Genomic DNA, 13,533 nt, shown 5'->3' on the forward strand with positions numbered 1-13,533 from the left:
CACGATGTCTCGGCAGCTGAGGTCAGCGTCCGATCACCGCTTCGGCTGCGCCGATCATCGACGCCACCGCCGCTGCATAGCCTTCGGCACCGAGCGCCGGCAGGATGCCCGGCACCAGTTGCGAGAGCGCGACCGTCACGAGCGCCTCGGGCTTGAGAGTGGCACCCATCGCCTTCGATACCGCGGCAAGCTTGGCGTGCAACTGCTCGAAGGTGATCTCGGCTGCGTCGTGCGTGAGGACCACGGCGGCCGGGTCGACTGCTGCTGCCTCGGACACCAGGGCCGGAAGGTCGTCCACCGTCCGCGCGACCCGCTTGGGTGCGAACGCGGCGCGCTCGGCCTCGGACAGGATATCGATCGAGCGAAGCGTGACCGATGGATCCTGCGTCACCGCGTCGAGTATGCGTAGGAACCTGTCCGCGAACTTCTCCACTGTCGACCTGGTGAAGATGGACGTCGCATAGTTGAACAGGGCACGTACGTCCTGCAGAGTGCCCGACTCGTCGAACTGCTCGATCGCAGTCAGCTGCAGGTCGAACTTCGCCTGGTCCTCGTCGGCGGCGAGCGTCGACACCTCGAGACCCGGCAGCGCAAAGGTTCCACTGACAGCGTTCTGGAAGGTGAGCATCACCTGGAACAGCGGCGAGTAGGCGCTCGAACGCGTACGCCCCATCGCCTCGACGAGACGCTCGAACGGTACGTCCGCATGACCGAATGCGGCCAGGTCGGTCTCCCGTGTCCGTGCCAGCAGTTCGGCGAACGTCAGACCGCCCTCGACGCGAGTGCGCAGTACCAGGGTGTTGACGAACATCCCGACCAGATCGTCGAGCGCTTCCTCGCCACGACCCGCCGTCGGAGTCCCGATCGCGATGTCGTCGGTACCGCTGAGCCTGGCGAGCAGCACCGCGAGAGCACTGTGAACGACCATGAAGACCGTTGCGTTGTGTTCGCGTGCAGTCTTGTCCAACCTCTGCGAGATCTCCGGCCCCAGCGCGAACTCGTATGCCTCACCGATGGTCGACTGCCGCGCCGGACGCGGTCGGTCGGTCGGCAGCGGCAACAGGTCCGGAAGCCCGGAGAGCTCCTGCGTCCAGAACTCCAGCTGCGAGGACAGTGCGCTGTCCGGATCGTCCTCGCTGCCGAGGACCTCGCGCTGCCACAGACTGAAGTCTGCGTACTGCACCGGCAGCGGTGCCCACTGGGGAGCATCGCCGGCGGCCCGCGAGGTGTACGCCAGCATCACATCGCGGATCAGCGGGCGCATCGAGAACCCGTCGGCAGTGATGTGGTGCGCGACGAGAGCGAACACGTGGTCGGTCTCGTCCAGTTGGAACAGACCCGCTCGGACGGGCACCTCCGAGGTGACGTCGAACCCACCACGAAGCACCTCGCCGACCCGCTGGTAGACCTCCGCTTCGGTGACGGGCACCGGCCTCAGATCCGGCAGGGCATCGGCGACAGTTCCGATGAGCTGAATCGGGCCGTCAGCGCTGTCCGGGTATCTGGTGCGCAGCACCTCGTGCCGCTCGATCACATCTGCCATCGCCGCGGCGAATGCACTCACATCGAGCGCACCGGTGAACCGAACAGCTGCCGGAATGTTGTACGCCCCGGACTCGGTATCCACCTGGTTGATCGTCCACATGCGTTGCTGCGCGAGCGAAAGCGGCACCGTGGCGGGGCGCTCCCGCGCGAGGAGAGGCACCTGGGCGCCCCCACCCACGAGCGGTTGGATACGCGCTGCGAGCGCAGCAACCGTCGAGGCCTCGAAGATCGTGCGAACCGGCACCTTGGTGTCCAGCGCGGCCCCGAGCCTCGACACGACCTGCGTGGCGATCAGCGAGTTGCCGCCCAGAGCGAAGAAATCGTCGTCCAGCCCGACTCGATCGACACCGAGAACATCCGCGAGGGTACTTGCCACCACTTCCTCGACTGGATTGGTCGGAGCACGGAACTCACCGACCGCGAAGTCCGGGGCCGGCAGTGCCCTGCGGTCCAGCTTGCCGTTGGTGTTGAGCGGCAACGCATCGAGGACAACGAATGCCGACGGCACCATGTACGACGGCAGACTCGCGGTCAGTGACGTCCGAATGGCCGCCGTATCGAGATCGTCTGCCGCATCGGAAGGCGTGGCGGACGGAACGACGTACGCGACCAACTGGTCACCGGTGCGTCCGTCGTTGTGCACGGTCACCGCGGCCTCGCGCACGGAATCCTGGGCACGCAGCGCAGCTTCGATCTCACCGAGCTCGATTCGGTAGCCGCGCACCTTGACCTGGAAATCCGCGCGTTCGACGTACTCGAGCTCGCCCGCGCGGTTCCACTTGACGATGTCACCGGTCCGGTACATGCGAGCACCTGCAGATACCTGGTCACTCCGCAGGCTCCGCTCCCCCAACACCTGGTCACTCCGCAGGCTCCGCTCCTGCTCGCCGAACGGGTTGGCGACGAAGCGGTCCGCCGTCAGATCGGCCCGTCCGTGGTAGCCACGCGCCAACTGCGCGCCCGCGAGGTAGAGCTCACCGCTGACGCCCACCGGCACGGGGTGCAGGCGCGAATCGAGAACCAGCACTTCGGAGTTCCACTCCGGCCGGCCGATCGGCACCGTCTGGGTGTCCTCTTCGCCGACACGGTGCGAGGTGATCGACACAGCCGCCTCGGTCGGACCGTAGAGGTTGAACAGCTCCGCAGAGTTGCTCTCGCGGAAGGCACGCGCTGTCTCGGCCGGTAGCGCCTCGCCGATGGCGAGTACGCGGCGCAGCGTGGACGGCATCGAGCCTGCGGCAACCGTGCTCAGCATCGAGAGCATCGACGGAACCACGTGCAAGGTGGTGATCCGCTGCTCGCGCAGCAACGCCAACAGGTAGTCCGGATCGCGATGCCCGTCTGCCGTGGCGATCACGACGGACGCGCCGACGGTCAGAGCCGACCAGAATTCCCAGACGGACAGGTCGAAGGTGGCTACGGTTTTGAGCAGCACCGAATCGGTTGCGTCCATACCGAATTCGGCGTGCTTCCACAGCAGCTGATTGACGATTGCAGCGTGAGCGACCGCCACGCCCTTCGGCTTGCCGGTGGACCCGGAGGTGAAGATCACGTAGGCGGTGTTGCCGCTGCGCAGTGGTGACAATCGCTCGCTCGGAGTGATCGGCGCGCTGTCGGTCCCCGCGTGCTCGAGATCGGCGAGATCGATTGCACCGTCGATGTCCACTGCGTCCGCCGACGTGGTGATCACGCAGACAGGCTGTGCGACATCGAGGATGTACCGGGTTCGCTCGGCCGGTTGATCCGGGTCGATGGGCACGTAGGCACCGCCGGCCTTGACGATGGCGTACATGCCCACCATGAGCTCGACCGATCGGCGAATCGCGAGACCCACCAGGGACTCCGGTCCGACGCCCCGATCGATGAGCGACCGAGCGACACGATTGACCCGTGCGTCGAACTCCGCGTAGGTCAGACTCTGGCCCTCGTACACGAGTGCGGTGGCGTCGGGATTGCGTTGCACCTGATCGTCGAACAGATCGACCAGCGTTGCGGCGGCGTCGATCTCGTGGGCGGTGTCGTTCCAACCGGAGACCAGCTCCCGCTGCTCCGAGGAGTCGAGGATCGGCAGATCGCCGACAGCCGCGTCGGGATCGGCAACCACGGCCTCGAGCACCCGAACGAATCGGTCCACGATCGACCGGACGGTCGACTCCTCGAACAGATCGGTCGCGTATGTCATGAGAGCTTCGAATCCGGCGGGCGTTCCGTCGTCCTCGTAGCGGTCCGCGAGGATCAGGTGCAGATCGAACTGCGATGTCCCGGAATCGGCGTCCACCGCCGACACCGTCAGCTCGCCCAGTTCGAGGGCGGTCTGCGCCACGTTCTGGAACGAGAAACCGACCTGGAACAGCGGATGCCGCGCAGTCGAGCGTGCCGGGTTGAGCACCTCGACGAGACGCTCGAACGGTACGTCGGCGTTTGCGAACGCCTGCAGATCCGTCTCCCGAGTCGCAGCGAGCAGCTCGGTGAAACTTCGTCCACCGTCGACGTCGAGCCGGAACACCAGCGTGTTGACGAACATGCCGACGAGATTGTCGAGCACTGCCTCGCCGCGACCGGCGATCGGCGTACCGACGGCGATGTCGTTCATGCCCGACAACTTCGACAGCAGCACGGACAACGCCGCGTGTACAGCCATGAAGACAGTTGCGTTGTGCGTGCGGGCCAGTTCCTGAAGTGCCGCATGAGTATGCGCCGAGACAGTGAACTCGACGCGGTCACCGCGGAAGCTCTGATCGGCCGGCCGGGGCTTGTCGATGGGCAACGTCAACTGATCCGGCAGATCCGCGAGGGCGGACCTCCAGTAGCCGAGCTGCTCGGCGCCCACGGAGTCCGGGTCGTCCTCGTGGCCGAGGACCTCGCGCTGCCAGAGCGCGTAATCGGCGTACTGCACCGGCAGCGGAGCCCAGTCCGGTGTCCGGCCGCTGGTGCGGGCCGCATACGCCGTCATCAGGTCGGTCGTCAACGGCACCATCGACGAACCGTCGGCGGAGATGTGATGGACGACCATCGCCACGACGTACTCGTCCTGCGTAATGCGGAACAGCGTCACACGGACCGGCACCTCGGAGGTGACATCGAACGCGGTGGCGGCCAGGGCCATCACCCGACCCGTCACGGAATCGGCATCGGTGTCCTCCACGGCCAAAGCGATATCGGCTCGCTCCGCCGAGAGGATCTGCTGAACCGGACCCGATTCGGTGTCGGGGTAGATCGTCCGCAGAGTTTCGTGGCGTTCGACGAGATCACCGATGGCCGCTGCGAACGCGTCGGTGTCCAGATGCCCGGACAACCGCAGTGCCATCGGGATGTTGTAGGCAGTCGATGCACTGTCGAACCTGTTGAGGAACCACATGCGTCGCTGCGCCAGCGACAGCGGAATCTGCTGTGGCCTCTCACGAGCGACCAACTCCACGCGTCCGCGTCCGACAGCAGACTCGACGCGACCCGCAAGGTCACCGACCGAGGACGCTTCGAAGAGCAGACGCACCGGTACGGAGGTGTCGAGGGCGCTGCCGAGCCGTGAGACCACCTGGGTTGCCATCAGCGAGTTGCCGCCGAGGGTGAAGAAGTCGTCGTCTACGCCGACACGAGCGAGGCCGAGGACGTCGGCGAACACGCCGGCGACGATCTCCTCGACCGGAGTCGAGGGCGCCCGGAATCCGGCAGTTGTCTGCGCCGGCTCCGGCAGCGCCTTGCGATCGAGTTTGCCGTTGACCGTCAACGGGATCTCGTCCATCGACACGAACGCCGACGGAACCATGTACTCGGGAACCATCTCGGCGACACCAGCCCGAACCGACTCGGTGTCCACTGTGCCGACGACATACGCGACGAGTCGCTGCGCGCCCGGCGAGTCCTCGCGGACGATCACCGCCGCCGCAGTGACGGAGTCCTGCGCCGACACTGCTGCTTCGATCTCGCCGAGTTCGATGCGGAAGCCACGGATCTTGACCTGGTCGTCGGCGCGCCCGAGATACACCAACTCCCCTGTGGCAGGAGTGGATGAACCTGTCTCTGAGCCAGTCTCGACCCAGCGGGCCAGGTCGCCGGTGCGGTAGAGGCGACCGCCGCCGAAGGGGTTCGCCACGAAGCGCACCGCCGACAGGTCGGCACGCCCGAGGTATCCGCGTGCCAACTGTCCACCGGAGACGTACAACTCGCCTGCCACGCCCACCGGAACCGGCTGCAGCCGGCTGTCCAGCACGTAGACCCCGAGGCCCGAGATCGGTGCACCGATGACCGAGGCCGATCCGATCGAATCCGAGGACAGCGCGCGGAACGAGACGTGCACGGTCGTCTCGGTGATGCCGTACATGTTGACCAGCAGCGGCCCGTTCGAGCTGCCATCACCGTGTCGGTCGAACCATCCCGAAAGACGACGCGGTTCGAGCGCCTCGCCGCCGAAGACGACGTAGCGCAACGACAGCTCACCCGCATCGGCGCTGCGCGCACGGTCGAGTTCGGCAAGCTGGTAGAACGCCGACGGTGTCTGATTGAGCACCGTCACGCGCTCGGTCACCAGCAGCTCACGGAATGCTTCGGGTGAGCGGGAGGTGAAGTAGTCGACCATCACCAGAGTGCCGCCGTAGAGCAACGGGCCCCACAGCTCCCACACCGAGAAGTCGAACGCGTACGAGTGGAACATCGTCCACACGTCCTCGGAGGTGAACCCGAAGGACGAATCGGTGTTGTCCATCAACCGAACGACTGTCCGGTGCGGAACCAGAACGCCCTTCGGGCGCCCGGTGGAACCGGAGGTGTAGATCACGTACGCCAGGTTGTCTGCCCGGAGCGGTGCGAGTCGATCGGCGTCGGTAACCGGCGCCGAATCTTCCTCCACACCATCCGATTGCGCAGCAAAGGGATCTACGACGGCAATGCCGGCCTCGCCGATGCTCGCCATCGACTCCTGCGCTGCCACCTCCGCCGTGGTGACCACAGCCACCGGAGCTGCGTCGGCGATCATGAACTCGATGCGCTCACGCGGGTACGACGGATCCACCGGCAGGTATCCCGCACCGGCCTTGACGACAGCGACGAGCGCTACGACCAATTCGGCCGAACGTGGTAGAGCCACGGCGACCAATGAATCCGGGCCTGCACCGACACCGATGAGCGTGCGCGCGAGGCGATTCGCGCGGCTGTCGAGCTCGGAAAAGGTGAGCGAGACTCCCTCGAATCGAACCGCGACCCCGGCCGGGTGCGCCGCCACCGCGGCGTCGAACCGTTCGACCAACGTCGCCGCTTTCACCGACACATCGGCGCCCGAGGAACTCCACTGCGTCAGCACGCGATCGCGGGTCGAGTCGTCGACGATCGCGATATCGCCCACCGCAGTGGTGGGATCGGAGGCGATGGCGTCCAGTACTGCGAGGAACTGCTCACCCATCGCCTCGATGGTCGAGGCGTCGAACAGGTCCTTCGCGTAGCTGACGTAACACGTCAGGCCACCCTGCTGCGCGACTTCCTCGAAGGTGAACTGCACATCGAACTTGGCGATCTCGGCGTCGAACTGCAGCGCCTCGGCGGACAGTCCTGGTAGCTCCAGCGCCGTGTGCCCGAGGTTCTGGAACGCCAACACCACCTGCACCAGCGGGTGCCGCGCCTGCGAACGCTGCGGATCGAGCACCTCGACGAGACGCTCGAACGGAACGTCGGCGTGGGCGAACGCCTGTAGGTCGACCTCCCGTGCGTGCGCAAGGAGTTCGTCGAAGGCGGTTCCCGGGGACACTTCGGTCCGCAGCACCAACGTGTTGACGAACATGCCGATCAGATTGTCGAGCTTCGCGTCGCCGCGCCCTGCGATCGGAGTTCCGATCGCCACGTCCTCCGAGGCCGACAGCCTGGACATGAGAATCGCGAGCGCTGCGTGAACCACCATGAACAGCGACGCATTGTGGCGTCGAGCAAGACTGTCCAGACTGCGGTGCAGCTCGGCCGAGACCGAGAACTGGGCAGTACGGCCACGATTGGTTGCCACAGCAGGTCGGGGGTGATCGAACGGGAGCTCGATCTGATCGGCGAGCCCCGACAACTGACTCGTCCAGTACGACACCTGCGCCGACGCCTCCGAGGACGGGTCGTCCTCACTGCCGAGGACAGCGCGCTGCCACAACGTGTAGTCCGCGTACTGCACCTCGAGCGGGCGCCAGTCCGGGGTCTCGCCGAGTGCACGCGCAGCGTAGGCCAGCATCACGTCGGTGGTCAGCGGCCGCATCGAGAAACCGTCCGCAGCAATGTGATGTACCACGAACACCAGCACGTGATCGCACTCGTCGACGGCGAGCAGACGCACCCGCAGCGGTACCTCGCTGGTGACGTCGAACCCCTCGGACACGGTCTCGAGCACGGCGCCGAGCACGTCCTGCTCGGCCACCGAGATCGGTGACAAGTCGACGGCAACGTCGCCGGGTGCGAGCACCACCTGATGTCCGACCCCGTCGATCTCCGGGTACACGGTCCGCATCGTCTCGTGCCTGGCCACCACATCGGCGACCGCGGCGCGCAGCGCGTCGATATCGAGCGCACCGGTCAGTCGAATAGCGACCGGGATGTTGTTGACGGCAGACGCGGTGTCGAACCGGTTGAGGAACCACATCCGTTGCTGCGCCGAGGACAGCGGGATCCGCTTCGGCCGCCCGTCCTCAGTTCGGCGCGGCGCGGAAACGAGCGCTGCCCGTCCACCGGAACCGGCATGGTCCTCCACGCGACGAGCAAGCGCGGCGACCGTCGAGGCATCGAACAGGGCCCGCACAGGCACCTGTGCGTCCAAAGCTGCGCTCAGCCGGGCCGCAACCTGCGTCGCGACGAGCGAGTTGCCGCCGAGCGCGAAGAAGTCGTCGTCCAGACCGACCCTCTCGACCCCGAGGACACTGGTGAAGACCTCCGCGACGATCTGTTCGATCGGCGTGGTCGGCGCCCGGAATTCCGCCGATTCGATGGACGGTTCGGGCAACGCCTTGCGATCGAGCTTGCCCGAACTCGTCAGAGGCAGGGCGTGGAGTACCACGAAGGCCGACGGGACCATATAAGCCGGAAGCCGTTCTCCCACTGCCGCCGTCAGGTCGGGGACAGCGGTATCAGCAACATCAGTGGCGAGTACGACCCACGCGACCAATCGATCACCACGGACCGCGACCACGGCCTGTGCGATGTCATCGTCGGCGAGCAGAGCGCTCTCGATCTCGCCCAGCTCGATCCGCTGCCCGCGGAGCTTGACCTGGAAATCGGAGCGGCCGATGTAGTCGAGTTCGCCGGCGGGGTTCCACCGGACAACGTCTCCGGTGCGGTAGAGCCTGCCCACCCCGAACGGGTTGGCGACGAATCGGTCCGCCGTCAGATCGGGCCGCGAGCTGTAGCCGCGCGCGAGCTGCACGCCGCCGAGATAGAGCTCACCCTCGGCGCCGTCCGGCGCAGGCCGCAGCGCACTGTCGAGCACGTAGACCGCAGTGTTGAACACCGGTCGCCCGATGGGTACGCCGGAGCGGTCCTGCGCGGTGTACTCGTGGTAGGTCACGTCGACTGCGGCTTCGGTGGGGCCGTAGAGGTTGACGAGACGGGTGCCCGGTAGCAGCTCGGCCAGGCGTGCGGCAGTCGCCACCGGTAGAGCTTCACCGGAGGCGAACACCCAACGCAGCGCCGACGCGGCCGCAGCGGACGGTTCGGCGGTGAACACCGCCAGCATCGACGGGACGAAGTGCGCGACCGAAATAGCTTCGGCGGCCAAAAGGTCGGCGAGATACGCCGGGTCGCGGTGGCCGTCCGGCTTTGCGATCACCATGCGCGCGCCGATGCGCAACGGCCAGAACAGCTCCCACACCGACACGTCGAAGGTGACAGGCGTCTTCTGCGCGACGGCATCGGACTCGGTCAACCGGTACTCGTCCTGCATCCACTCGAGGCGGTTGACGATCGCACGATGGCTGATCGTCACGCCCTTCGGCCTACCGGTCGATCCGGAGGTGAACAACACGTACGCAGCGTTGTCGGGCCTGGTCCTGCCACGCTCCGCCTCGGGCAGCGGATCGCCCGAAATGCGCTCCAGCGCTGCATCGTCGACGAACACGACGTCTGTCGAAGCGCCCGTGGCGAACTCGTCACGCACCGTCGTGAGCACGAGAACCGCGTTCGAGGTCTCCAGGATGTAGTCGACGCGATCGGCCGGCTGCTCGGGATCGAGTGGCACGTACGCACCGCCCGCCCGCAGCACGGCGTAGATTCCGACCATCATCTCCAAAGACCGGCGCATGCCGATGGCAACTGCCGTGTCGGGGCCTACGCCCTTGCCGATCAGATGTCGCGCCAACCTATTTGTGCGCGCGGAGAATTCACGGTAGGTGATCGACTGCCCCTCGAAGGTCAACGCCGTCGCCTCGGGGGTGCGTTCGACCTGCCTGTCGAACTCGTCGAGAAGCAATGCATCCTCGACGTCGTGATCTGTCGCGTTCCGCTCGGCCAGCAGTTCACGCCGCTCGGCCTCGTCGAGCAGGTCGAGATCGCCGACCGCCTGAGACGGATCCTCGGCCACCGCGGTGAGGATGCGCTCGACCCGGGCAGCCATCGCTGCAACCTGATCGCGGTCGAAAAGGTCCTCGAAGTATTTCAGTGTCAATCGAATTCGATCGTCGGAGACGATCAACAGGGTCAGCGGGTAGTGCGTGCTGTCGTTGGATTCGATGCCGGTGACGGCCATCCCGTCGATGTCCGACGCCTGCGCGGCCAACCCGGCTTCGTCCACCGGGTAGGACTCGAAGACTGTGAGCGTGTCGAAGAGATTTCCCACGCCCGCAGCCCGCTGTACCTCGGTCAACCCGAGGTAATGGTGGTCGAGCAGATCTGCTTGCTCACCCTGGAGTCGGACGAGGGCAGACTCCAGCGTCTCCGCCGGATCGAGGCGAACACGAACGGGCAGGGTGTTGATGAACAACCCGACCATCGACTCCACGCCAGGAAGCCCGGCCGGTCGGCCGGACACCGTTGCGCCGAACACGACGTCGTCGCGGCCCGTGGAGGCGGCGAGCAACATGCCCCAGGCGGCCTGAACGAGAGTGTTGACGGTGACTCCCAGCCGCGCACCGAGGGCAGCGAGCGACCGCGAGAGTCCGGCGGACAGCGATATCTCGATCGCACCGGAACGCGAGGTGATCTCGCGATCGATCGAGGCCGGCGCCAGGATCGTCGGCTCCGGTGCATCCTCGAGTGCACGTGCCCACGCCCGAGCAGATTCGGCGTGATCCTGCCGCGCGATCCAGGACAGGAACATCCGATACGACGCCACACGCGGTAGCGCGGAACCGTCGCCACCGGCCGCGTAGAGGAAGAGCAGGTCCTTCATCAGCAGCGGCATCGACCAGCCATCGATGAGGATGTGGTGGTTGGCGAAGAGCAGCCGATACTCACCCGTCGACAGCTTCACCAGCGTGAAGCGAACGAGCGGCGCTGCGGCGAGGTCGAATTGCGTCGACTGTTCATTGGCTCGAAGCGCTTCGTATGCCTGCTCGCGAGCGCTGCCGGACAGGTCGGAGAGGTCATGCTCGGACCATGGCACGTCGACGTCGTTCACGACGACCTGAATCGAGGATCCGTCTGCTGCTGTCACGAACGCCGTTCGCAGGTTCTCGTAGCGGTCGAGCAATGCCTGAGCGGAGCGGCGAAGACGTGCTGCGTCGACGGTCCCTTCGAGAGTGAGCACCATCTGCATCGTGTACACGTCGAGCGAGGATCCAGCCAACAATGCGTGGAATTGCAGGCCCGACTGCAGCGGTGCCAACGACCAGATGTCGGTGGTCTTCGGGTACAGCGTCTCGACCGCGTCGATGTCGCGCTGCGTCAGCGAGAGAAGTGGGACGTCGGACGGAGTCAGGCCACCGGCAGCTGGGTCAGTGACGTGATCTGCGAGTTCGGTCAGCGCCGCGACCCACAGATCGGCCAAGTCCTGCACGTCCGTCGGTGCAATGGCTCCGGTCGGGAACGCAAACGCCGCAACCAGTTCGGACGTCTCACCCGAGCCCTTCACGATGGCATTGATGTCGACCGTCTTGTTGGCGGGCATATCGGGATCGCCGAAGACTGCCAGGTCGTCGAAATCGGAGGCCGGTAGCCAGCCCGCGATCCCTTCCGGTAGGTCACCGGTTTCCTGGCGGCCGAGGTAGTTGAAGCTGATCTGCCCGGACGAGAGCTGCGACAACTCTGCTGCTGTCTCGGCATTGAGGTAGCGCAGCAAGCCGTAACCCATCCCCTTGTCGGGAATGGCGAGCATCTGCTCTTTGACGGTCTTCACTGCCGCGCCGATGGCGTTTTCACCGTCGAGGTCGATTCCCTCGAGGTCGAGCCGGACGGGAAAGACGCTGGTGAACCAGCCGACCGTACGTGAGAGGTCGGCGCCGGGAACGAGCTCGTCTTCCCTACCGTGGCCTTCGAGTTGCACCAGTGTGGCCGGGGCTTCGACGCCCCGTTGGGCGCGCCAACGGCGTACGGCGACGGCGAGGGCCGCGAGCAGACCGTCGTTGACCCCGCCGCGGAAGGCGTCGGGCACCGCGGTGAGCAAGGAGCGGGTCACCGAGGCTGGCACTGTGACGGAGATTCGTTCGACGGTGGACTGCACGTCGGTGGCCGAATCGAACGGCCGCTCGCCCAGTAGCGGGTCCTCGGTGGCCGAGATGCGGCGCCACAGATCCAGTTCGAGCAAGCGTTTCTCGGATCGGGCCTCTTCTTCGAGCGCGTGCGCCCAGCGACGCTCGGACGTACCCACGTCCGGGAGCTCGGGTGTGGTGCCGAGCGCGATCTGAGCCCAGGCGGAGACGAAGTCCGGCACCAGGATGCGCCACGAGACACCGTCGACCACGAGGTGGTGTGCGATCACGACGAGGCGGCCCGGCACGTCGCGGCCGAAGTCGACCCAGACGAAACGCAACATGTGGCCGGCGCGCGGATCGAGGTGGCGCATCGACAGATCGACGGCCTCCGATGCCGCGGCCATGATGTCCTCGGACTTGGCCTCCGCGTCGATCACGATGTGGTCGATCGAGGAGTCGAGGTCCACGGAGCCGGGCTCGGAAATCTCGAGACCCCACCCCTGGTCGTCATGCACGAGTCGTGCGCGCAGGCCGTCGTGACGGTCGACGACTTCGGTGACCGTGCGGAGTATGCCGCGGCGGTCGATGCCGACGGGCAGGTCGAGGGTCACCGATTGCACGAAGCGGTCGAAGGATCCGCCGCGCTCGATCATCGACTGCGCGAACGGTGTCAACGGCATACGCCCGACGCCGCCGCCGGGGAGCTCCTCGAGCACGACCCTGTCGGCGGTGTCGCCCTCGGTTGTCGATACCGAAGCGAGGAGCGCAACTGTCTTCTGCTCGAACACATCTCGTGGTGTGATGATCACGCCACGAGCACGCGCACGGGCAACCAACTGGATGGAGACGATGCTGTCGCCGCCGAGAGCGAAGAACGAGTCGTCGACGCCTACTCGATCGACGCCGAGCACCTCGGTGAAGACCTCGCTGAGAATCTGCTCGACGTCGCTGTCCGCGCCGCGGAAGTCGGCAGAGCTTTCGAAGACGGGTTCGGGCAGTGCTTTTCTATCCAGCTTGCCCGAGGGTCCGAGTGGAAGTGCGTCGAGTACCAGAACCATTGCAGGCACCATGTATTCGGGCACGAGCGCGGCCACGTTCCGCAATAGCGCGTCGATATCTACCGTGGAGCCGGCGGACGGCACAACATACGCAACCAACTGATCGTGACGAACCAGCACCACCGCCTGCGCAACCACACTCTCAGCCAACAACGCCGACTCGATCTCACCCAACTCGATCCGCAACCCACGCAACTTCACCTGAAAATCCGAACGACCCACGTACTCCAACTCACCCTCAGCCGACCACCGAACCACATCACCCGTCCGATACAACCGACCACCACCAGCAGAATCGAACGGATCCGCCACAAAACGATCCGCCGTCAACTCCGCACGACCGTGATACC

General features: G+C 65.8%; 1 protein-coding gene. It reads right to left on the minus strand.

Going from position 1 to position 13,533, the window contains the following annotated elements:
• Nucleotides 1-22 precede the first annotated feature (22 nt).
• On the minus strand, nucleotides 23-13,495 hold the full coding sequence (locus J1M86_RS20095; protein ID WP_368857271.1) for an amino acid adenylation domain-containing protein: 13,473 nt from the start codon (nucleotides 13,493-13,495) through the stop codon (nucleotides 23-25).
• Between the last annotated feature and the right edge of the window lie 38 nt (nucleotides 13,496-13,533).

It is taken from the genome of Rhodococcus sp. KRD197, assembly GCF_017168235.1.
Lineage (GTDB): Bacteria > Actinomycetota > Actinomycetes > Mycobacteriales > Mycobacteriaceae > Rhodococcoides.